Below are 23,817 nucleotides of genomic sequence, written 5' to 3' on the forward strand. Positions count from 1 at the left end.
CGAGTGGTGTGCAGCGGCGAAGCCTTGCCTGCGGAACTGGCCGGACAGGTGCTCAAGCGCCTGCCGCAGGTCGGGCTGTACAACCTCTACGGCCCGACCGAAGCGGCCATCGACGTCACGCACTGGACCTGTTCGCCGGAGGACGTACTGAGCGTGCCGATCGGTCGTCCCATCGACAACCTCAAGACCCACATCCTCGACGACGGGCTGCTGCCCGCCGCACCGGGCGTGGCTTCGGAGCTGTACCTGGGCGGCGTCGGGCTGGCGCGGGGTTATCACAACCGCGCCGCCCTGACGGCGGAACGCTTCGTGCCGGACCCGTTCGACGAACAGGGTGGAGGGCGGCTGTACCGCACGGGAGATCTGGCGCGCTATCGCCATGAAGGCGTGATCGAGTATGCCGGGCGTATCGACCATCAAGTGAAGATTCGCGGGTTGCGCATCGAACTGGGTGAAATCGAAGCGCGTCTTCTTGAACACACCGCTGTGCGCGAAGCCAGCGTGATCGATATCGACGGCCCGACCGGCAAACAACTGGTGGCCTATCTGGTGCCGAGTGATCGTTCGCAGGATGCAGACACCTTGCGTGAAACGCTGAAAGCGCAGCTCAAGGCCCTCCTGCCGGATTACATGGTGCCTGCGCATTTTGTACTGCTCGACGCCATGCCGCTGACCGCCAACGGCAAGCTGGACCGCCGCGCCCTGCCCAAGCCTGAAGCAGGCCGTGCTCAGGGTTACGTGGCGCCGCGCACCGAGTTCGAACAGCGCCTGGCTGCGCTCTGGGAGCAGGTGCTGCAGGTCGGGAACGTCGGATTGAACGACAACTTCTTTGCCCTGGGTGGACACTCGCTGCTGGCGGTTTCGCTGGCCGGGCGGATTCGAGACACCTTCGATGTGTCGATCAAGCTGCACGATTTTCTGCTGATGCAGACCTTGGGCGAATTGGCCGATTTCATGCGCGTGGGCGAGGCGAAGGTCAAGTCGGCAGTCATTGCCATGAACACCAGTGGTTCGACCCGGACACCGGTGTTCTGCCTGCCACCGGGTGGCGGCGGTACGTATTGCTATTATCCGTTGGCCGGGAAGCTGAGCGACGACCGCCTGGTGTACGGGCTGGTCAACAAGGCGTACGTGGTGCCGGGCTGGTTCGATACATCGTGGGCAGACATGGTCGATTACTACGTCGAGCAGATTCGCAACACTCAGCCGGTCGGGCCTTACAGTCTGTTGGGCTGGTCGATGGGCGGCGCGCTGGCCATCGACATCGCGCACTGCCTGGAAAGCGCTGGCGAACGCGTGGAGTTCGTGGGACTGGTGGATACCCAGTTGCCCGTTTCCATCGGCATGGAGTGGGTTGAGGAAGCGCCTGACGTCACCCGGCAAAAGCAGGACGAGAATTACTACCGCAGCCTGATCAAGAGCCTTCAGGCCTTTGTGCCGGGCTTGCAGGAAGAGAGCATTGTTCAGTTGATCGAGACGGCACGGCAGTCGGCTTCACGCGAAAGTGAAGTGATCGACCGGGTGGTCGATCAGGTCGCGCTGGACGCAGGCATGAGTGCCAACAGCCTGCGTAGCGTGTTCCAGGACATCGCCGTGCAGGACGAAATCGAAACCGGCTACCGCCTGCTGGACGCCAACGCCCGCCTGAGCGAAGCCTTCACGCTGAAACGGTTGAACGTCAAGGTCGACTGCTGGTGGGCCGGGCAAAGCCGCCAGCCCGACCAGATCGCCAAGGCTGAACGGGTATTGCTCGAACAGTGCTCGGTGAACGGGCTGGCGAGTTCAAGCGTGATCGATCAGCGCCACGACAACGTGGTGATTGCCGATGCGTTTCTGGATGGGCTGGTGGCGCGCCTGAGGGCCTAGTTCGTTGTGGACGCATTCCAGACAATGCGCCACAGCGCTGTCTTTCAGCCATTACCTGGTCTGCACCCCAACAGTTGGACAACCCTCTGACCTCTTGGGGTCAGATCACACCGCTGTGGGAGGGGGCTTGCCCGCGATGAAGGCGACGCGGTATTTCAGTAAAACGCGTCATCGTTCATCGCCGGCAAGCCGCCTCCCACCGTCTGGTGTCGGCTCACGTGGTCCTGTCACCCGCCCGACCGCTAGAAATCCCCACGCACCGTCAGGACGTAATTGCGCGGATCGCCGTAATAGTTGCCCCGGTCGATATCGCCCGTGGCCTTGTAATACTTGCGGTCGAGCAGGTTGTTGCCGTTCAGCGCGATGGACCAGTGCTCATCGAGCTTCCATGACACACGGGCATCCCAGATCGCCCGGCCGGGGTTTTCGATGACCTGTGTGGATTCGGTTTCCCGGTAGCCGCTCTGGGCCGACACACCAGCGCCAATGGACAGCCGCCTCCAGGCGCCGGGCAGGGTGTAATCGCTGCTGATGCGTGCCATGTGCCGCGGTGTCTCGGCAGAAATGGACTGGCCGTCACTGCCGCGGGTGAGGTTGAAGGTGTAGCCCGCCAGCGTCTGCAACCCCGGCAGCAATTCGCCGCTGACTTCCATCTCGAAACCCTTGCTGCGTCGCACCTCGCCGTTCAGGTAACAGGTCCCGTAGGCGTCGTTCATCAGGCACTCGCCGACATTGGCATCGTCCTCGACCGCGACGTCTTTCTGTTTCACATAGAACACCGCAAAGGATACGTTCAGGCGCTTGTCGAACAGTTCGCCCTTGATCCCGGTTTCGTGACTGGCGCCGATGGCCGGATCGAGCAGGGCGCCGCCCGCCGTGCGATAGTCGCTCTGCGGCAGGAAGATATCGGTGTAGCTGGCGTACCACGACCAGTCCCGGGACAGGTCGTAGATCACACCGAGAAAGGGCGTGACTTCGTTGTCCTGTCGGGCGCGGGTCGTCAATCCTGCCGATTCGGTCTGGTAGTCATACCCGCTTATGCGGCCGCCCATGACCAGACTCAGCGCATCGGTCAGGCCCAGCCGCAGATGGCTGTAGACGCCGTAGCGCTTGTCGCTGAAATCGGTGCGGCTCCAGGCCGGGCGTGCGGGTTCGTTGATCGCGTCGTGATCGACATTGAACACATCGACCGCTCGAACCGTATTGACCGTGGCATAACGTGAGTCGCGTTTCTGCTCGGACCCATTGGCGCCCAGCGTCAACTGATGAGTCAGGCCGAATCCCTCGAAGCGGCCGTCCAGATGGGCGTCCAGGCCGTCACTCTGCAGATCGTCCGAGCGGAACAGGGTTTTGATCAGGCGGGAGCCTGCTCGCGTTTGTGGGTCGATGGCTCCCTGGGCGTAGGCGACCTGCTGTTCGAACGAACCGTTGGAATGCGTAGCGGACAGTTTCGCCGTCCAGTCGTCGTCGAAACGGTGTTCCAGTTCGCCGAAGACTTCATGGGTCTGCGTCTCGTGACGGTTCCAGGACTGAGCGAGCGAGGTCGAGCGCGACACCTCGAGCGCCCGGCCGTCGCTGTAGCGCGGCAAGCCGAATATCGAGAAGCCATGAGTGTCCGCACGCTGGTGGCGTACCCCGAGGGTCAGCGTGGTGTCCTCGCTCAGGTCGCTTTCCAGAATGCCGTAGAGCAGCGGGGCGGTCTTGTGCAGCACATCGATGAAGTACCCCCGGTCTTCATACGAGGCCACGAAGCGACCGCGCACACTGCCCGAGTCATTGAGCCTGCTGCTGCCATCCAGATCGACGCGATAGTTGTCCCAACTGCCTGCGCGGGTGGTGACCGAGAACTGAGGAATGGCGGTCGGGCGCTTGCGTACCAGATTGACCGCTCCACCCGGATTGCCTGCGCCGATCAATAGGCCGGCAGCACCGCGCAGCACTTCGACGCGGTCGTAGATGGCCATGTCCGGCGTCATCCAGCCGGTCACGCTGTAGCCCTGCCCGGAAACGCCATCGAGAGTGTAGCTTTCATCCTCCATGGCGAATCCGCGTGAGCTGTAGACGTGCGAGCCAAAGTTGCGTTGCGAGAAGGTAATGCCCGGCGTTTGCGCCATCACCTCGTCGAGGCCGGTCAGGTTTTTGTCGTCCATCAACTGGCGTGTCATCACGGTCACCGATTGCGGCGTGTCACGCAGTGACTGAGGCGTTTTGTTCAGGCTCACGGCCGTGGTGGTAAACGAGCCGCTGCCTTCGGTGGTGACGCCAAACTGCTGCGCCTGAATCGCCACCGGCTTGAGGGTCACAGGCGGCGAAAGCGGCGTCACGCCAAGGGTCAGGGTGTTGGCTTCGAAGGTATGGGCCACTCCGGCCCTGCGCAGCAGATCCGTGATTGCCTGCTCGGGCGTGAGTTTGCCGCGCACCACGCCGCCGGTCTTGCCGCGCACGTCATCCGGGTTGTACAGCACTTGCAGATCGCCCTGGCGCGCCAGTTCTTTCAAGGCGCTGTTCAAGGGCTGGGCGGGGATGTCGAAATCGAACGCTTCGGCCATCGCATTACCCTGAAGAAACAGCGAAAAAACCAGACCCAGCCCCCTCAACGTCACCCCGGAGTTCGGGCTTTTGTCGAAGGGTTTTACGCGTCCCGAGTGGCAGCGTTCGAAGGGTGGAGGCATAGCAGGAGGGCTCTTTTGGTACGCGCGTGCAGGATAGTGTATTTGTCGTCGCTCGGGTGGTTCGGGGTGTCAGTCTTGCTCAGCACGTTCATTGTGTTTGGCATGTGCATGCTCCAGTCACAGGCTGTTTCCGGCATCGGGCAGATACCCTCGATGTCAGCGCCGCGAAAGCACAAAAAGCCAAGGGTTTCCCCTTGGCTTTGTGGCTGTTGCAGTTATCCGTGAGTCTGCGGCGGATCAGAAATCTCCGCGCAGGGTCAGGACGTAGCTGCGGGGTTCGCCGTACACGTTGGAACGGTCGGTGGCCACGGCAGTGGTGTAGTACTTGCGGTCGAACAGGTTCTCGGCGTTGAGCGAAACACGCCAGTTTTCGTCCAGCTTCCAGGAGGCACGCGCATCCCAGATTGCGCGACCTGAAACGCCCAACTGGTCATTGGACGGTACTTCATAACCCGAATCCGCCGATACACCGGCACCCAGGGTCAGGCGATTCCAGGCGCCCGGCAGGTTGTAGCTGGTGTTGAGGCGCAGCATGTGTTTCGGCGTTTCGTAGGCGACTTCCGCATCACCGTTGTTACGCAGCATGTTGTAGGTGTAACCACCGAACACTTGCAGGCCCGGCAGCACTTCGCCGCTGGCCTCGATTTCCACGCCCTTGCTGCGTTTGATACCGTCCTGCACGTAGCACGAACCGTCAGAGCTGTTAGGGCAGAACACTTCCGAGGCTTCTGCCGACAGATCCACCGCCGCGACGTCTTTCTGCTTGATGTAGAAGAGCGCCATGGACAGGTTCAAACGCTTGTCGAACAGCTCGCCCTTGAAGCCGGTTTCGTAGTTGGAACCGATGGCCGGATCCAGTGGCGAGCCACCCACGTCGACGAAATCGGCCTGCGGGGTGAAGATGTCGGCGTAACTCGCGTACCACGACCAGTTGTCGTTGATGTCGTAGATCAGACCGGCGAACGGTGTGAATTCCTGCGTCTGCTTGGATTCGTAGCTGTTGGCGGCACCGCGTTTGACGTCGTATTCGTAGTCGTACCAGCTCAAGCGGCTCCCGAGTACCACGCTCAACGGCTCGCTCAAGTGAATGCGCGCGTTGGCGTAAAGGCCCGCGCGTTCTTCGGTCATGTCGATGTCGTTGCCCCAGGCCGGACGCACCGGCTTGGCGAAGGCGTTCTGGTTGACATTGAAAATGTTGATGGGCGAAGCCGTCCTGACCGTCGCCTGTTTGGTATTGGATTCCTGTCTGGACCAGTCAGCCCCCAGCGTCAACTGATGGTTCAGGCCGAACGCGTTGAAGTTGCCCTCCAACTGGCTGTTCAGACCGGTGCTGTTGACTTCGTCCTTGCGAAACAAGGTGTTCTGGAAGGTCGAGCCTGCCAGCGTGACCGGGTTCACCGCGCCGCGTGCATACGCAATCGCCTGATCAAACCCGCCTTGGGAATACGTCAACGACGTACGGCTTCTCCAGTCATCGTTGAAACGGTGTTCGATTTCGGTGAACACCTCGGTCATGTCGCTTTCGAGGCGGTTCCAGTCCTGCGCCAGGTTGGTCGAGCGCGACAGGCCCAGCGACTGGCCGTTGCTGTAGCGCGGCAGGCCGTAGATGGAGTAGCCGTTGATTACCTGTTCCTGACGACGCAGGCTCATGGTCAGCGTGGTGTTGTCGGTCACGTCGGCTTCGACGATGCCGTACAGCAGCGGCGTGCGGCTGTCGCGGCCATCCAGGTACGAACCGCTGTCGTCATAGGCGGCGACCATACGGCCACGCAGGGTGCCCGAATCATTGAGCTTGCCGCTGCCGTCCAGATCGACCCGGTACTGGTCCCAGGAACCGGCGCGGGTGGTGATGGAAAATTTGTTTTCGGCGGTCGGGCGCTTGCGCACCAGGTTCACCGCGCCGCCAGGCTGACCTGCGCCGACCAGCAGACCGGAGGCGCCACGCAACACTTCGACACGGTCGTAAATGGCCATGTCCGGCTGCATCCAGCCGGTGATCTGATAGCCCTGACCGCCGATGCCATCGACCAGAAAACTTTCCGCCAGCAGGGAAAATCCGCGCGAGGTGTACACGTGACCGCCGAAGTTGCGGTACTGGAAGCTCATGCCGGGCGTGTCTTCCAGAACGTCGCTGAGGCTGTTCAGGTTGTTGTCGTCCATCACCTGACGGGTCACGACGCTGACCGATTGCGGCGTTTCACGCAGTGACTGCGGTGCGCCCTTGCCAATGCTCACGGCGCCGGTGGTGTAGGAACCGGTTCCGTCCGTGGTGGTGCCCAGCGATTTGGAGTCAATGGCCGTCGGAGCCAGGGTCACCGTGCCTGCGGTGGTCGAGCCATCCTGAGTGACTTCCTCTGCCTGAACCTGCGCGGCCAGCGGCATGCAAAGCGCGAAACCCATGGCTGCCATGGAGGGTCGGGAACTGAACATCGGGCTGAGCAGCAAGGCTTTGCTGAGCGGGGTGAGTCGTGACGGGTTGTGCATGACGTGGCTCTTTTTAGTAAGTATCGGCAGAGGGCAGATAGCGTCGATCAGATCTGCGCCGTCTGGTCCAGCCGGCCATTCGCGCAGTCGTGAGCAACTTTTTTTATGAGCAATCGGGCGGGAAGGCAGCCATGCGCACCGTTGCTGTAAATGAGAACGAACGCGAATCACTGTTATTTAATGAATTTTTCACATGCCCCGAAAAAAGATGGCGGATGGCTAGTAATGCTCATGCGCAGGTTGCCCGCAGAATGAAAAAACCCCGCTCGCGGACAGGCCGGGCGGGGTTTCGGAAAGCACTTGAAATCAGGCGGAAACGGAGGCGTTCTGCACCTGTTCGACGTCGATTTTGCCGGCCTGCATGCGCACCAGTTGGTCGGCTATATAGAAATACCGGTCGTCGTGGGAGATCACGATAATCGTCTTGCCCTGTTGTTTGAGCTCGGGCAGCAGCTCGGTGTAGAACACGCGACGGAAGGCCGGGTCCTGATCGGCGGCCCACTCGTCGAAGACCAGCACCTGACGCTCGTCCAGCCAGGCATTGATCAGCGCCAGACGCTTGCGCTGACCGGTGGACAGGTCGGTGGTGGTAAACGCGCCGTCGCGGATGCTGACCTTATGGGCAATGTCCAGACGCTCCAGGTATTTGCCAGCGTCTTCGGGCAGGCTGGCCTGACCCTGCAGCGGCTCATCGAACAGGTAATAGTCGGCGAAGATGGTGGTGAACAACTGCCGATAGTCGTCCAGGTGTTCCGGGGTGATTGTCTGGCCGTTGAGGCGGATTTCGCCCTGTTGCGGCGTGTACAGGCCCAGCAGCAGCTTGATCAGCGTGGTCTTGCCGCAGCCGTTCTCGCCGACGATGAACACGATATCGCCCTGCTTGATGCTCAGGTTGACCGGGCCGAGGTGGAACGCGTCGCTGCCTTCCACAGGCGGATAGTCGTAACGCAGTTGATGCAGTTCCAGGGTCTTGAGACTGGCCAGCGAATTGGGGCGGTCGCTGACCAGCAGGTGAGGCTCGGGGCTTGAAAACTTCCACGACAGCTCGGCAATGCGGCGCATGGCGATCTGTGCACGGCTGATGGCGGGCAGGGAGTTGATCAGGCGCTCCAGCGGGCCTTTCATGTACAGCATCACCAGCACGAAACCGCCCAGCACAGTCTTCTCGGTGGTCGGCCACATGGCCTGGAAGGCGATGGCCATGCCGATCACCGCAAAGAACAGCATCGAGCCAAAGGTCTCTGCGCTGACAAAGATATTCGCCGCGCGAATGTTCGAACGGCAGATCTGTTCGGTGGTGCCCTGAATCTTTTCATCGAGCATGTGCTGGCGACGCTTGCGCTGGATGCGCAGTTCCTTGGCACCTGCCGACAGCGCCTGATAGTGCTTCTGCAGTTCGTCCTCACCGTTGCGCGCCGCCAGAATGCTGCGCATGCCGAATCGGTGGGCAACGAACTGTGCGCCGGTGCCCAGTACCACGGTCAATACCGTCAGCGCCAGAATCTGCCAGGACAACAGGGCCAGATAGGTCAGGCAGCCGAGGGTCACGGTGAAGGCGATCACCATCGGCGCTACCGATAGGGCGAAGGTGCTGAGGGTGTTGACGTCGTTGAGCAGCACCGGAATCAGCCGGTGCGCGCGGTAGCGTTCCAGTTGCTCGATAGGCGCCACCAGCACCTTGGCCGCCAGTTCGCGGCGCAGGTTGGCGACCACACGCTGACCCACGTAGTGGGTCGACAGGTTCGACAGCGTCGAACACGCCAGTGTCAGCACGCACAGCCCGGCGAACAGCAGCGCGGTATGGGTGTTCGGTCCGCCCGGCACGTTCATCGCGTTATTGATTGTGGCCAGCAGCGCCGTTACGCTCAGGCCACTGACGATCCCCAGCACCGTCGACAGCGCCACCAGCCACCAGAAGGGTTTGAGGATTCTCAGGGTTTCCCCGGCGAGGCTTTGCGTTTTGAGCGTCATGATGGTTCTCGTGAGTGTCCGTGATTGCGGCTCCTGCCAAAGGCCGCAGGCTCGATGAGTCGGTCAGAGGTCGCGCATGACCCGAAAGCCCAGCCAGTCGCCACGCACGTCCGGCTGGCGGCTGTTGCGGTTGCCGGAGCGCGAGAAGATCGGCGCTTCGGTCCAGTCGTTGCCGCGAATCATCTTCCAGGTGCAATCGCCTGCCAGCCAGGCACTGCCGTCGGTGGGCGCGCCGTTGTAGTTGCTGGTCTCGCAATCGGCGGTCCACTCGTACACGTTGCCGTGAGCATCGTAGATGCCGAAGTCGTTCGGGCTGTAGCTGCCCGCCGGAGCGGTGTAGCTGAAACCGTCTTCAGGGCCATAGGTATTGGCGTGCCTGGCGATGCCATAAGGCTTGCCTTCATCCATCGGGAAGGGAAACGAGCCTTTGCTGCCGCCGCGTGCGGCGTATTCACGGGCCGCTTCGCTGACCATCCGGTACGACTTGCCGGTCTTCTTCGACAGCCAGGCGACGTAAGCCTTGGCTTCGTTCCAGTCCATGCACACCGCAGGCTGACGCGGACCCAGCGGATAGCGAGGCTTGCCCGCTTTGCATTCGCGTCCGGGACGAGTATCGCCATCCGGCATTTTGTAACCGGAACTCTTGATGTAAGCGTCCCATTCGCCGCTCAGCACCTGAAAGCGGCTGATGGCGAAAGGCTTGGCGAAGGTCACATCGTGCATAGGGCCTTCGTCCGGCTGGCGACCCAGTTCCTCTTCCGGCGCGCCCATGGTGAAGGTGCCCGCAGGCAGCACGACCATCTCGGGACAATCCTTGCAGTCCTTGAAGACGTTGCCAGCCTCGGGGGTTGCCGCCTGAGCGGTGCCGCTCAAGGACAGGCCCAGCAGCGAGGTCAGGGACAGGGTGAACAGCATCTTTTTCATGACAGGCCTCAGTGGCAAAAAACGGAAAGCAGGTGATGCAGAACGAGTGTTCAGGCGTCAGGTGCGCTGGCTGAGCAGCGCCATGAAGCGGTCGATTTCGGCTTCGCTGTTCAGCAGGCCCGGCGCGGTGCGTACCACCGGGCCGACATCGCGGCTGACCGCATCGACCACCATGCGGTTTTTCATCAGCCAGGCCGCTACGTCGTCGCTGGCCTGATCCTTGATTCTGAAAAAACTGAAGCCTGCCGACAGGGCCGGTTCCATCGGCGTGACCAGCTCGATAGCGCGCTGGGCCTGCAAACGTTCCTTCATGTAGCTGTTGAGCTGATGGATGCGCGCTTGCACGTCGGCCTTGCCCAGTTGCAGGTGCAACTCGAACGCCTTGTTCAACGCCCAGCGATGTTCGAACGAGTGGTAGCCACCCGGCGTCATGGTGGTGGCGAAATTGGTCGCTTCGGAGAAGGTCGGGATGGTCGGCGTGAGATCAGTCATCTGTTCCGAACGGGCGCAGACGATTCCGGTGCCACGTGGGCCGAACATCCATTTGTGGGTGCCCGCCACAAAGTAATCGCACTTCATTTCCGGGAAATCCAGATTCTCCACCCCAAAGCCGTGCACGCCATCGACCACATAGATGATGCGGTCTTTGGCATCGCGGTTGCGATTGTGCTCTTCGACCAGATCACCGATGGACCCGAGCGGCAGCTTCACGCCGCTGCCCGATTGCACCCAGGTCATGCCCAGTACGCGCGTGTTGGATTGAATGCTGCGGGCAATCGAGCCGATGATTTCGTCGGCCGAGACCTGCGCCGGATCCTTGAACAGGCGGATTCGGCGCACCTGAGTGCCGTCACGCTGCTGGCGGAAATTGAGGATGCTGCGGGCGCAGGAATGTTCGTGTTCAGTGGTGAGAATTTCCTGATCCGGCCGCAGGTGCAGGCCGCCGTAGATGATCGCCAGCCCTTCGGTGGTGCTGCCGGTCAGGGCGATCTGGCCGGGTTTGGCGTTCAGGTATCTGCCAGCCCAGACCCGCACATCATGTTCACGCAGCTCTGTTTCCTGCAGATCCCAATCCATTGCCAGTCCGGGATTGCGGTCGATGTGGGCGCGGTGTTGCTCGATGGCTTCGCGCACGGGTCTTGGGTGCGACGTCACCAGAAAGTTGGATAAGTGGATGTAGTCCGGATCCTGATTGAACAGCTGTTTCAGTGCGGTCCACTTGTCTGCGTCCACGGGGTCTGACGTGGCGGCCATAGCAGGCACCGTCAGGCTTGATCCGAGCGGCAGGGCGGCGGCCAGCAGTCCGGCCTGTTTGAGGAACGTTCTGCGATCAGTCATGGCTGGGCCACCGCTTTTGCCGAGGCCTGCACCTGTTCCCAGACACGCAGGAAGTTGCCGCCCCACAGCTTGGCAATGTCCGCTTCGGCGTAACCGCGTTCGATCAGTTCGGCGGTCACATTGCGGATCTCGCTGACGTCGTTGAAGCCTTTTACGCCGCCGCCGTCATTGAAGTCGGAACTGATACCGACATGGTCGATGCCGATCTTGCGCACGGTGTAGTCGATGGCGTTGACAAAATCCTTGACCGTGGCCTTGGGCTCTTCCTCGAGAATGGCGTACAGCTTGCTGGCGTAGGCACCGAAGCGCTGCTCTGGCCATACCGTAATGATCGCGTCGCCGGGCATCAGCGCCATGGCCAGATTCGGCAACGGCGGCAGGTCGAATTCCTTGCGCAACGCATTGAGCTTGTCCTGGGTCTTCTGGCTCAAGGGCTTTAGGTAGGCGGGGAAGGCCACCACTTGCACCACGCCACCGCTTTGCTTGATCAGTTGCATTTCTTCGTCGCTGAGGTTGCGCGGAATGTCCACCAGCGCACGGGGGGCCGAGTGCGAGGCGACCATCGGCGTGCGGCTCAATTGGCTGACCTGTTCCAGCGCCTTGCTCGACATCTGCGACACGTCGATGATCACGCCCAGGTCGTTCAGGCGCTGCACCGCCTGTTTGCCGATTTCGGACAGACCGCCCAGTGCATCCGGCGTATCGTTCAGGAAGGGCAGCGGGCGCGACGAGTCCGCCCAGCTGTTGTTGCCGACGTAACTGAAACCGAACATGCGCATGCCCCGGGCAGTCCAGCGGTCCAGCGCATCGAGGTCATTGCCCAGCGGGTAGGCGTTGAGCATGCTGATGAAGATCGCGAACTTGCCTTCGCCCTGCAGGCGGCGCATGTCGTCAGGGGTGTAGGCGATGCCGACCTGATTCGGGAAGTCGCGAACCATGCCGGTGATGATCTTGTAGCGCACCTCCTGCTGCTGACGCGCCTCGTCGACAAAGCCGGGTGTCGGGCGATGCGGTGCGTTGGGGCCGTTCCAGATTTCCGGCCAGCCGAATACCGTCAAGGCCGCGCCCGAGAGACGGCCGCGTGCAGTTTTCACCAGATCGAATTGCCCTGAGCCATCCTTGTCGGCTTCGTTACGCTCGCTGCCGAACTTCATCGGAACCGTGATGTGGCTGTCGAAGGAAATGATTCGCTCCTGAAGGTCTTCGGCCTGCTTCATGACCTTGACCGGGTAACCCGCTGGCGACCCGTAATTCCAGGCCAGATAACCCGCACCTGCACTGATGGCCAGAGCCAGGGGCAGGCCGATGAAAAGAGCCTTTTTCCAACGCGGTTTTGTCATTGCCGTCTCGTTCAGGTGATCGGTGCAGGTCAGCCTTGCATGCAGGCAGCAGGGCCGTTGCTATCTGGGGAGAACGAGCGGATGGCGGGAAAATTTAGCGGTGGTCTTGTCAGGCCGCGACTGATCGTGCCCATCGCTGCGCGTGGGCATGCAGGCCGTGACGCTCTGCGTCCCAAAAGGCACAGACTGTGAATTCAGTGAGCCAGGCGCTCGGGCACGCTCAGTGCTCGTCCTGCCCAGGCGAGCCGCGAAGTAAATTTATGGCAAGGCTTTACGTTCTAGCTGGATACCCGGTGTCTCGGGGGCTGTAACAGGTAGGGTAATGACGATTTCTCGACGAGGTTTCATGGCAGGTCTGGCGCTCACCGGCGCGGCAGTACCGGCTGCCTGGTATGCACATCGGGAACTCACCCGCGTCGAGGAGCCCATTACACCCGGCGAAGCCACCGCGGGCCCGGCCGACACGGCCACACAGCGTCTGGCCGACAAATTGCGCGGTGTCTGGGCGTTGCGCTTCGAGGGCCGCGATGCCGGATTGTGTGAGGCGCCGCTGCACGGCCTGGAAATGTTCCTCGACATCGCCCCGCGCGGCCGTGGAATACGCGGTTACATTGATACCGCCAACAACCTGCGCGGCGACGCAATGCCACGCTTTCGGGTGATCGGCGACCTGCAGCCGGCCAACGCCGCCACATTGTATCTGCGGGTCATGGACGGTCACGCAGGCAATGACCCGCGCAGCGATACCCCGGATTACGAGTTCAGCCTGATCCTCGATGAGGTGTGGGGCGGATTCGGCAATGCGGGCAGTGGCACCCTGAGTGGCCGTATCGAGCGCCTTGATCGACCGCTGGCCTTGCCGGAGCTGGAAAACCGGGTGATCGCGATCAGACAACTGTTTCCCGAGGCGCGGGAGCGGGTCAGCCTGACGCCTGAGTTTCATGCCTGGCTGATCTCCAAAGAGCACCGTCTGTTTCACCAGTTGTGGCATGCGTCCCGGGACAAGTGGCACAAACTGCCGACCGACAAGCAAGAAGCGTTGCGCGGGATTGGCTGGCAGCCAGGGCCGCGGGACAAGGAGCGCGATGCTCGCGGACCGTACAAGGATCGCAACGGCTCTGGCGTGGATTTCTTCTTCATGCACCGGCACATGCTGATTGAGGCGCGGCAGATTCAGAACCTGCCATCCTGGCCGCGTTTTCCGATGCCGCAGCCGGAGCTTGAGCGTGACCGGCTGGGCTTTGCGCGTTACTTCGACAACCACGACGGCTGTTCACTGCCGCCGAACTGGCTGGCGCAGGGCGATGAGGAATACACCCAACTGGTCAGCGACATCAAAAGCCCCGAGACCTATCACACGCATTTTCAGGTCTGGGAATCCCAGTACCGTGACCCGCGCTTTCTGTCGAAGCTGACGCTGGGGCAGTTCGGTTCGCAGGTCGAGCTGGAACTGCACGACTGGCTGCACATGCGCTGGGCCTCCGTGGCCCGCGACCCGGCCAACGGTCAGCCGGTGCCGATGGCGCGGCGTTCGGATGACTTTGCCGAGCGCTGGTTCGGGCCGGAAAATGATTTTCTGGCCGACCCGTTCTCATCCCATGTGAACCCGGTGTTCTGGATGTTCCATGGCTGGATCGACGACCGTATCGATGACTGGTTCCGGGCACACGAACGGTTTCATCCCGGTGAGGTGAAGCGCCTTGAGGTCAACGGCGTGCCCTGGTTCGCGCCGGGTCGCTGGGTGGAAGTCAGCGACCCGTGGCTGGGGCCGGCTACCCACGGTTGCAGCACCACGCCGGGCCTGCAGGCCGGGACGTCGATGGAGATGGATCCGGAAGTCATGAAGCTTGCGCTGCGCATTACCTTCGCCGCCGATGACAAACTCGGCGACCTGGTCCGCCGTGTGCCGCGTCGGCCGTGGTATGCGCGCAATCTGTTGCCGGAGAAGTGGTTTTAAGCACCTGACTACTTCCTTGCAGTCAACATCGGCTTGTGGGAGGCGACTTGCCAGCGATGGCGTCAACTCAGTCACTGATAGGGCGCTTCAAAAACCGCATCGCCGGCAAGCCGCCTCCCACAGTCTGAATTGTGTTCCTTCAGGGGTATCTGGACGCGTCTGCCATGCACGTCAGCGCACCTGCCACCCACCTCCCAACGCTTTGTACAGCGCAATACTGGCCTGCACCCTCGCCAGCCTCAACTGCACGCTGACGTCCTGTGCCTGATACAACGTGCGCTGGGTTTCCAGCACGGTCAGCAGGTCTTCTGCGCCTTCCTGATAGCGACTCTGTGCGATGCGAAACGCGGTTTGTGCCTGTTTCAATTCTTCTTCGTGCCAGCCACGCTGTTGATCAAGACCGTCGATGCTGTTCAGGGCTTTTTCCACGTCGGCGAAACTGTTGATGATCGCGCCGCGGTAGGTTTCCAGCAGCTCTTCCTGCCGCGCCGTGGCTCGGTCGCGTTCGGCCCCGAGGCGGCCGTTGTTGAAGATCGGGCCGACCAGACCTGCCGCCAGACTGCTGAACGGTGCGCGCAGCCAGTCTTCAGCGCGGACCGATTCGGTACCGATGCGGGCACTCAGGGTCAGTGTGGGCAGCATCGCGGCGCGGGCGACCGTAACGTCGGCATGCGCGGCCGCCAGTTCGGCTTCGGCCTTGGCCAGGTCCGGGCGGCGGGTCAGAAGATCGCTGGGCACGCTGCTGCCGATGTCCGGCCAGCTCAATGTGTCGAACGCCTGATTGCCGAGCCTGAGGTTCTGCACCGGCTGGCCCAGCAGGGCGGCGAGGGTGATCAACTGCTCGTTGGCCAGTTGTTGAAGGCGTGGCAGTTCGCGTTGCTGCGTGGCGACCAGATTCTTTTGCTGCGCCAGCTCCAGTGCCGTAGCCGAGCCTGAGTCGTAACGAGTCTGCACCAGGCGTAACACATTCTGCGCGTTGGCCAGGTTCAGCGCGGCAATACGGCCTTGCTCGCGGGCCGACAAGGTTTGCGCGTAGCGGTCGGCAACGTTGCCGAGCAGCGTCAGTTCCACGGTCGCCTGATCGAACTGGCTGGCACGCAGGCGCTGCACGGCGCTGTCGCGACCGGCCGCCACGCCGCCCCAGAAGTCCACCTCGTAACTGGCGGTCAGGGCGGCGGTAAACATGTCGGTGTTATTGTCGTCCGACGGGTTGGCCTTGCGGTCGCTGCTGCGCATGAACTTATTGCGTTCGCCACGCAGGTCGTAACCCAGTTCGGGCAACAGCGGCGCACCACCGATGATCGCCGTTGCCTGTGCCTGTCGCACTCGCGCCATGGCCGCGCCGACTTCATGGCTGTCACGACTGGCCTGTTCGATCAGGCGGTTGAGTTCCGGGCTGCCGAAGTGTTGCCACCAGCGGGCATCGTTGCGTTGAATCGCCGCGCTTTGCGCAAACGCCCAGGTTGGCGGTGGCTGGATGCCGCTGTCCGGGGCAGATACAGGCGTGCCGCAGGCGGCCAGCAACAGGCACGTGGTCAATAGCGTCAGGCGTGTTTTCATGGATTGATCATTCATTGACTGGTGAGGGCCGCAACCGGATCGAGGCGGGCCGCTTTGCGGGCGGGCATGAAGCCGAAGATCACCCCGGTGATCAGCGCGCAGCAAAAGGCCCCGGCGACCGCCGACAGCGAGAAGGCCACCGCGACCTTGCTCAGCAACAGCACCGCTCCCATGCCCAGCGCCAGCACGATGCCGGCCAGACCTCCGACCACCGAGAGCATCACCGCTTCGGTAAGGAACTGGCGCAGAATGTCGCTCTGGCGTGCGCCGGTGGCCATGCGGATGCCGATTTCACGGGTCCGCTCGCGCACGGTCATCAGCATGATGTTCATCACGCCAATGCCGCCGACCAGCAGCGAGATGGCGGCAATCGAGCCGAGCATCAACGACAGCGTGTTCTGAGTGCGGGCCTCTGCCTGGATCATTGCCGCGTTATTGGTCAGCTCATAATCCGGCTTGCCATTGTGCAACTGATTCAGCAGGCCGCGGATCGCTGCTTCGGCCTGTTTGACGTTGTCGGCATCGCGGGTGGCGATGGTGATGTATTCAGGGTCCTGCGAGCCGAACAGGCGAATACTGGCCGCCGAATAGGGAATCGCGATGCGGTTGTCGCTGTCCAGGTCACCCGAACTGGCGCCTTTTTCCTGAAGCACGCCGACCACCTGAAACGGTACGTTCTCGATCAGAATGTACTGGCCGATGGGGTCGATACGCTCGCCGAACAGTTTCTGCCGAACCTTGTGTCCGATCACGGCCACTGCCGCTGCATTCTGTTCATCAGCCTCAGTGAAGTAACTGCCTTCCACCACCGGCCAGTTGAAGATCGCCGGAAAGTGCGTGTCGTTGCCACCCACGTAGCTGGAATGGTCGACATTACCGAAGCGCACACCTGCCTGTCCGCCGTTGACCGGCATGATCATGCGTACCTCGGGCAGATCACCCAGCGCGGCGACCTCTTCAAGTGTGATGACGCCCTTCGGTGCGCGCGGACTGGGCGCCTTGCCGTTCAGGTAAATGATGTTGGAACCGAACGACGACATTTGCGCCATGACCTGACGCTTGCTGCCTTCGCCCACCGCCAGCATCACCACCACCGAGGCTACGCCGATGACAATGCCCAGCAACGTCAGTGCAGTGCGAAAGCGATTGATCCACATCACTCGCCACGCTGCCTGAACGGCGTCGAGCAACTCGCCCCTCCACGCGCTGCGGGCATTGCTGCTCTGAGCCAGTCGCGCCTGCAGATCCACCGCTTGCAGTGCGCCCGTTGGCTGAGCATTCCCGACAGTCTCGCTGAGCGTATCGCTGACGATGCGCCCGTCGCTGATTTCGATGACGCGTCTGGCGCGGGCAGCGACGTCGCGGTCGTGGGTAATCAGAATGACGACGTGGCCCTGACTGGCCAGCTCATCCAGCAATGTCATCACTTCCGCGCCACTGTGGCTGTCCAGCGCGCCGGTCGGTTCGTCAGCAAGGATGATGTGGCCGCCGTTCATCAAGGCGCGGGCGATGGACACCCGTTGTTGCTGGCCGCCGGACAGTTGATGCGGGCGATTGCCCGTACGCGAGCCAAGGCCCAGCCGTTCCAGCAGAGCGGCGGCGCGGGCATGGCGTTGCGCGGCGGGTGTGCCGGCATAGATCGCTGGCATCTCGACGTTTTCCTGGGCTGAGCCGGACGGAATCAGGTGATAGCCCTGAAACACGAAGCCGAACGCCTCACGGCGCAGCCAGGCGAGTTCGTCACTGCCCAGTTCGGCGACGTTTTCGCCGGCAAACCGGTACTCGCCCGAGGTGGGCCGGTCCAGACAGCCCAGAATATTCATCAGTGTCGACTTGCCGGAACCGGACGCGCCGACAATCGCGACGAATTCTCCGGCATGAATCGACAGGTCGATGCCCTGCAGTACGTTGACCTGCGGACTGTCGCCTCCGCCGTAAGATTTGCGGATGGCCCGCAGGTCGATCAGCGGCGTCTGCATTCAGCCTCCGCTGCCAAGCGCGGAGGGCACCAGCAGACGGTCGCCTTCCTCGAGACCGTCGAGTATCTGCACCCGCAAACGGTCGCTGATGCCAGTACGCACCTGACGGCTTTGGACTTCGCCGCTGGCGGTCAGCACCTGTGCGGTCTGCAGGTCGTCCTGTGTGCCGATCTTGAACGCCGAAAGCGGTGCAGTGAGGGTGTTCTGCGCGCTGCCTGCGACGAAAAAGATCTGCGCCGTCATTTCGGCCATCAGTGCCTGATCATCGTTGTCGACGTCCAGCAGAACGGTATACAGCACCACTCGGCCTCCGCCGCTCTTGCGCGAACTGCTCGGGCTGCCGCCGCCCTGGTTGGCCTGTTCCAGCGGCTTGGGTGGCACGGGCAGAATCTGCCGCACGGTACTTTTCCAGCGCCGACTGCCGCCGCTCAGGGTGGTGAAGTAGGCATTCATGCCGGGTTTCACGTGGCCTATGTCAGCCTCGGAGACTTCGGCCCACACGGTCATCGGCGACAGCCGGGCGATGCGCAGGATCAGCGGAGTCTGTTGCTGTGCGTTGAGGGTCTGACCCTCGCGGGCATCCAGTGCGACCACTGTGCCGCTCATGGGCGCATAAATGCGCGTATAACCCAGCGCGGCCTCGTCACTGCGCAGCGCCGCCCGGGCTTCAAGGATCTGCGCCTTGAACATGTCGACCCGGGCCTGGGTGGCTCGGAATTCGGACTCGGCCGCCTGTACATCCTCGGCCCGCGTCGCGCCACCGGCCGCCAGACGTTGCTGACGCTGCTGCTTCTGCTGCGCCAGTTCGTGCAGCGCGCGTTGCTCCTGAAGCTGGGCCTTGAGGTTGTCGATGGCATAGCGCGCTGCATCAAGCCTGGCCTTTTGTGTGGACGGATCGATCTCGACCAGCAATTGACCTTCCTTGACCTGATCACCCACCTGCACATGGATCTTCATGATCTGCCCGGTTGCCTGCGAGCCGACGTCCACGTAACTGCGCGGTTGCAGCGTGCCTAACGCTGTCACGCTGTTTTCAATGCTGCTGCGTGTCACCGTCACGGTGGGCGCCCTGTCATGGTCGCCCGGCAGGATCTGCCATGCGCACACGGCGATGACCGGAAACAGGCACAGTGCCGCGAGGACAGTGCGTCGAGGGAGTCGAGAGCGTTTCATGCAGGATCCTGCCTGGAAAAAATCAGCCGGTCGACGGGCGACGGCTACGGGGGCTGTCATTAAGACGAGGCGAGTGCGGCGGAATTTAGCGCTGTCAATTAATTGGCTGTATTCACTAAATTTCGTTCTGCCTGATCGTTTAACGGGAGCAACTCATTCCCGTCGTATTCCGTTTTCCTTTCGAGGTGGCGTCAGCATGATCATGTCCAGACCATTGCCCGGTTTGCTTGTTGCAAGTCTTTCGTTAGGGCTGGTGCTGCCCGCCCAGGCACTGGTTGCCTCCGAGAATCACAACGCCTCGGCGCAAGTGCGTCGCACCGGATTCGGCGTCCCGCATATCGTGGCCGCCGACGAACGCGGGCTGGGTTACGGCATCGGTTACGCCTATGCCCAGGACAACCTGTGCCTGCTGGCCAACGAGATTGTCACGGTCAATGGTGAACGTTCCCGCTATTTCGGCCCCGACAAGGCGACCCTCGAGCAGCGCAACAATATGGCCAGCGACCTGCTGTTCAAATGGTTGAACACACCTGAAACACTCGCGCATTTCTGGAAGGCCCAGCCGCCCGGGATTCGTCATCTGATGCAAGGTTACGCGGCTGGCTATAACCGCTCACTGGATGAGCAGCGTGCCAAAGGGTTGCCGACAGCCTGCGCCGCCGAATGGGTACGGCCGATCAGCACCGACGATCTGGTGCGCCTGACCCGTCGATTGCTGGTCGAGGGTGGCGTGGTTCAGTTCACCGAAGCGCTGGCCGGTGCGGCACCGCCGCAAGCGGGTGCTCAGGCCGGGCTTCAGAACGAGCAGCGTGAGGCCCTGCGACTGGCTGCCGCCCGCAATGAACAGTTCGCGCTGGAGCGTGGAAGCAATGCGGTGGCGATCGGACGCGAGCTGTCTGCGAACGGACGCGGCATGTTGCTGGCCAACCCGCATTTTCCGTGGGGTGGTGGTATGCGCTTCTACCAGATGCACCTGACCATCCCCGGCAAGCTGGACGTGATGGGCGCGGCGTTGCCGGGTCTGCCGCTGATTAATATCGGCTTCAATCAGCACCTGGCCTGGACTCACACCGTCGATACGTCGAAGCACTTCACGCTGCATCGACTGGCGCTTGATCCCAGGGATTCGACCCGTTACATGCTCGACGGCAAATCAGTGGCGATGGGCAGGCAGCAGGTGAGTGTCGAGGCGAAACAGGCCGACGGCAGCATCAAGCCTGTAACCCGCACGATCTATTCGTCGAAATTCGGCCCTGTGGTGCAATGGCCGGGCAAGCTCGACTGGGACGACAAGTACGCCTTCAGCCTGCGCGACGCGAACGTCCAGAATGATCGCGTGCTGCAGCAGTGGTACGCCATGGGGCAGGCGAAAAGCCTCGAGGCGTTTCAGGATTCGGTGCGCAGCATTCAAGGGATTCCATGGGTGAACACCGTGGCGGTCGATGCCAGTGGCCAGGCGTTGTACATGAACCTGTCGGTGGTGCCGAATGTTGACGCGGTCAAGCTTGCCACGTGCAGCGACCCGCGCATCGGCACCGAATTGATCATCCTCGACGGGTCGCGCAGCGACTGTAACTGGGACATCGCGCCCGAGGCGGCGCAACCCGGTATCTATCCGTCGTCGCGTCAGCCACAACTGCTGCGGACCGATTTCGTACAGCATTCCAATGACTCGGCCTGGATGGTCAACCCGGCCGCGCCGCAGAAAAACTTTTCGCCGCTGATCAGCCAGGAAGGCCAGCCGCTCGGGCTGCGGGCGCGTTTTGCGCTGGATCGACTCGGCAAGCTGCAGCAGGCGGGCAAAGTCGGTGTCGAGAACCTGCAGGCGATGGTGATGGACAACGAGGTGTATCAGGCCGGGCAAGTGTTGCCGGACCTCTTGCAGTTCTGTGCGACCGGACTGGGCGATGATGAAAAGCGTCTGACGCCGCTGTGCACGGCCCTGAAAGCCTGGGACGGTCGAGTTGACCTGAGCAGCGGCGTGGGCTTTGTTTATTTCCAGAAGATCATGACCGCCATGCAGTCCGTCGGCTCGCGCTGGCGGGTGGTGTTCGATGCCAACGACCCGATTCACACGCCGCGCGGCCTGGCCATCGAATACCCGGAAGTCGCCACGGCGTTACGCGCTGCCATGCTGACCGCGCAGGAGGAAGTGAGCAAGGCGGGTCTGTCAGACAAGACGACCTGGGGTGATATTCAGGTGTCGAGCCTGAGCGGCGTGCCGATTCCGATCCACGGCGGTCCTGCCACACTGGGCGTCTACAACGCCATGCAGACAGTGGCGGGCAAGAACGGCAAGCGTGAGGTGGTCAGCGGCACCAGCTATTTGCAAGTGGTGACGTTCGATGAACATGGCCCACAGGCCGAGGGTTTGCTGGCGTTCTCCGAGTCAAGCAATCCGCAGTCGACGCACTCGCGTGACCAGACCGAGGCGTTCTCCAACAAGCAGCGGGCCAAACTCCCTTTCACCGAACAGCAGATCAAGGCCGATCCGGCGTATCAGGTGCAGGAAATCCGGGAAGAGCGCAAGCCTTAGGGGGTAGTGCACGGATGGATTGGGCCTCAGTACCCAATCCACGTGGCAACCGCAAGACTTCAACCGCCCTGAGTATCAATGTCCGCATCGACGCCTTGGGTAGGTTGATGATTGCGCTGGGTCTGGGGCTTTTCCTGCGGCTCATAGTCAGGCACGTAGGCGCTTTGTCCCGGCGATCCTTGCGACTGGCTCTGGCTCTGGCTCTGCTGCTGGTTCTGGCGTTGGTCTTCATGTCCGCTCGAATCCGGTACAGCGTCCGGCTCTTGTGGATCGATGGCCGGATCGTTGCGGTCCGTGCCCTGGTCCGGCGGCGTGTGCTGACCGGGTGCCTGTTCTTTTTGCCGTTGCGGTTCGGTAGACATGAATACCTCGAAAGTCTGCTTCAGAAATGGCTGACAGACTTTCGAGGTCCAGGAGAAGGGGATCGTTCGATTGGATTGCCGAGTGGTAGGCGCGGGGATGGCGTTTTGAACACTGCGCGATGGGGGAGGCGGCTTGCGGCGATGCGTTTTACCCAGCGCCCTATCAGCGACCTGCCCGACGCCCTCGCCGGCAAGCCGCCTCCCACAATCCCTTGTTTGCTGCGAGACGGTGCAGCCTCGATGAGGCGGCGCTGTCTCGCACCGTTCTGTGTGCCGGGCAGGTGACTTACAACACCTTCTTGATCGCGTCGCACACCACGTCGATGTTCTTCTGGTTCAGCGCCGCGACACAGATGCGGCCGGTGTCCAGCGCGTAAATGCCGAACTCGCTACGCAGGCGCTGGGCCTGTTCGGCGGTCAGGCCTGAATAGGAGAACATGCCGCACTGGCGACCCACGAAGCTGAAGTCCTGACCGGCCGGGTTGTCGGCCAGACGCTCGACCATTGCCTTGCGCATGCTCTGGATGCGCACGCGCATTTCGCCCAGTTCCGCTTCCCACATGGCGCGCAGCGCCGGGTCGTTGAGCACGGCTGCGGAGATGATTGCGCCGTGGGTCGGCGGGTTGGAGTAGTTGGTGCGGATCACGCGCTTGACCTGGGACAGGACGCGGGCGGTTTCTTCTTTCGATTCAGTGATGATCGACAACGCGCCCACACGCTCGCCGTACAGCGACAGCGATTTGGAGAACGAACTGGAGGCGAAAAAGGTCAGGCCGGACTCGGCAAACAGACGGACCGCGATGGCGTCTTCCTGGATGCCCTGGCCGAAGCCCTGATAAGCCATATCCAGAAACGGTACGTGACCTTTGGCCTTGACCACTTCCAGAACCTTTTTCCAGTCTTCCAGATTCAGGTCGACGCCGGTCGGGTTGTGGCAGCAGGCGTGCAGCACGACCACGGAATGGTCAGGCAGGTTCTGCAGGTCTTCGAGCATGCCGCCACGGTTCACGTCGTGGGAAGCGGCATCATAGTAGCGGTAGTTCTGGACCGGAAAGCCCGCGGTTTCGAACAGCGCACGATGGTTTTCCCAGCTCGGATCACTGATGGCCACAACGGCGTTGGGCAACAGTTGCTTGAGGAAGTCAGCGCCGATCTTCAGCGCCCCGGTGCCGCCGACCGATTGGGTGGTCAGCACGCGGCCCGATGCGATCAATGGCGAGTCGGCACCCAGCAGCAGTTTTTGCACGGCCTGGTCGTAGGCGGCGATACCGTCGATCGGCAGATAACCACGAGGTGCGTGCTGCGCAACACGAATCTTCTCGGCTTCAGCCACTGCACGCAGCAGAGGGATGCGTCCGTCTTCGTCACAGTAGACGCCCACGCCAAGGTTGACCTTGGTGGTGCGGGTGTCGGCGTTGAATGCTTCGTTGATACCCAGAATAGGATCGCGGGGTGCCATTTCGACAGCGGAGAAGAGGCTCATTTTTGCGGCAGCTCTGAATGAAGGAGGGAGGGGTATGCACGCCGCGGCCGAATGCGCCAAAGCGGTGCACAAACGGGGACCTAGTATAAAGAGCATCCCCCTGAGGGGCGACAGGGCAGGGCGGGTTTTTTCAAGGTTTTTCGGTTTATTTGCAGAACGTTCGTCCCGTTGA

14 protein-coding genes are annotated in these 23,817 nt (G+C 61.9%); 3 read left to right on the top strand and 11 right to left on the bottom strand.

All coding sequences use genetic code 11. From position 1 onward, the window contains the following. The coding region (locus tag JTJ32_RS24665) for a thioesterase domain-containing protein (RefSeq protein ID WP_210043607.1) at nucleotides 1–1,866 on the top strand (1,866 nt) is incomplete at its 5' end. A 242-nt stretch (nucleotides 1,867–2,108) separates the two neighbouring features. Here the strand turns inward: JTJ32_RS24665 and JTJ32_RS24670 are convergent. The 6 genes from JTJ32_RS24670 to pvdM form a co-directional block, all read right to left on the bottom strand. Next, nucleotides 2,109–4,538: a TonB-dependent siderophore receptor gene (locus JTJ32_RS24670; RefSeq protein ID WP_408004638.1), complete on the bottom strand. Its 2,430-nt coding sequence runs from the start codon at nucleotides 4,536–4,538 to the stop codon at nucleotides 2,109–2,111. A 237-nt stretch (nucleotides 4,539–4,775) separates the two neighbouring features. Then, a complete protein-coding gene (locus tag JTJ32_RS24675; protein ID WP_099227180.1) occupies nucleotides 4,776–7,022 on the bottom strand; it encodes a TonB-dependent siderophore receptor in 2,247 nt (748 codons plus the stop codon). Nucleotides 7,023–7,328: 306 nt separating this feature from the next. Next, the gene (locus tag JTJ32_RS24680) at nucleotides 7,329–8,993 is read right to left on the bottom strand and encodes a cyclic peptide export ABC transporter (protein ID WP_210043609.1); all 1,665 of its coding nucleotides are present in this window, start codon (nucleotides 8,991–8,993) and stop codon (nucleotides 7,329–7,331) included. 63 nt (nucleotides 8,994–9,056) lie between these two features. Then, on the bottom strand, nucleotides 9,057–9,917 hold the full coding sequence (gene pvdO / locus JTJ32_RS24685) for a dihydropyoverdine dehydrogenase (RefSeq protein ID WP_210043611.1): 861 nt from the start codon (nucleotides 9,915–9,917) through the stop codon (nucleotides 9,057–9,059). 57 nt (nucleotides 9,918–9,974) lie between these two features. Next, a complete protein-coding gene (pvdN, locus tag JTJ32_RS24690; RefSeq protein WP_210043612.1) occupies nucleotides 9,975–11,255 on the bottom strand; it encodes a pyoverdine-tailoring periplasmic protein PvdN in 1,281 nt (426 codons plus the stop codon). Further along, entirely contained in the window at nucleotides 11,252–12,595 is a 1,344-nt protein-coding gene (gene pvdM / locus JTJ32_RS24695) for a pyoverdine-tailoring dipeptidase-like protein PvdM (RefSeq protein ID WP_210043613.1), read from the bottom strand. The genes pvdN and pvdM overlap by 4 nt, the downstream gene beginning before the upstream one ends. Before the next feature lie 322 nt (nucleotides 12,596–12,917). Here pvdM and pvdP point away from each other — a divergent pair, with 322 nt between their 5' ends. Beyond that, nucleotides 12,918–14,552, top strand: coding sequence for a pyoverdine maturation tyrosinase PvdP (gene pvdP, locus JTJ32_RS24700; protein WP_210043614.1), 1,635 nt, complete (start codon nucleotides 12,918–12,920; stop codon nucleotides 14,550–14,552). 171 nt (nucleotides 14,553–14,723) lie between these two features. Here the strand turns inward: pvdP and JTJ32_RS24705 are convergent, their stop codons facing one another. The 3 genes from JTJ32_RS24705 to JTJ32_RS24715 are packed head-to-tail and all read right to left on the bottom strand — an operon-like array spanning nucleotide 14,724 to nucleotide 19,264. Beyond that, complete coding sequence (locus tag JTJ32_RS24705; protein ID WP_210043615.1) at nucleotides 14,724–16,112, bottom strand: efflux transporter outer membrane subunit; 1,389 nt, start codon at nucleotides 16,110–16,112, stop codon at nucleotides 14,724–14,726. A gap of 11 nt (nucleotides 16,113–16,123) precedes the next feature. Continuing rightward, nucleotides 16,124–18,091 (bottom strand): MacB family efflux pump subunit, encoded by a 1,968-nt coding sequence (locus tag JTJ32_RS24710; RefSeq protein WP_099227187.1) that lies wholly within the window; start codon nucleotides 18,089–18,091, stop codon nucleotides 16,124–16,126. Further along, nucleotides 18,092–19,264 (bottom strand): efflux RND transporter periplasmic adaptor subunit, encoded by a 1,173-nt coding sequence (locus JTJ32_RS24715; RefSeq protein WP_210043616.1) that lies wholly within the window; start codon nucleotides 19,262–19,264, stop codon nucleotides 18,092–18,094. Between the two features lie 196 nt (nucleotides 19,265–19,460). Here JTJ32_RS24715 and pvdQ point away from each other — a divergent pair, with 196 nt between their 5' ends. Then, nucleotides 19,461–21,800 (top strand): bifunctional acylase PvdQ, encoded by a 2,340-nt coding sequence (gene pvdQ / locus JTJ32_RS24720; RefSeq protein WP_210043617.1) that lies wholly within the window; start codon nucleotides 19,461–19,463, stop codon nucleotides 21,798–21,800. A gap of 59 nt (nucleotides 21,801–21,859) precedes the next feature. Here the strand turns inward: pvdQ and JTJ32_RS24725 are convergent, their stop codons facing one another. Further along, nucleotides 21,860–22,162: a hypothetical protein gene (locus JTJ32_RS24725; RefSeq protein ID WP_210043618.1), complete on the bottom strand. Its 303-nt coding sequence runs from the start codon at nucleotides 22,160–22,162 to the stop codon at nucleotides 21,860–21,862. A gap of 286 nt (nucleotides 22,163–22,448) precedes the next feature. Continuing rightward, on the bottom strand, nucleotides 22,449–23,645 hold the full coding sequence (locus JTJ32_RS24730; protein ID WP_210043619.1) for an amino acid aminotransferase: 1,197 nt from the start codon (nucleotides 23,643–23,645) through the stop codon (nucleotides 22,449–22,451). Between the last annotated feature and the right edge of the window lie 172 nt (nucleotides 23,646–23,817).

It is taken from the genome of Pseudomonas alliivorans (assembly GCF_017826695.1).
Classification (GTDB): Bacteria; Pseudomonadota; Gammaproteobacteria; order Pseudomonadales; family Pseudomonadaceae; genus Aquipseudomonas; species Aquipseudomonas alliivorans.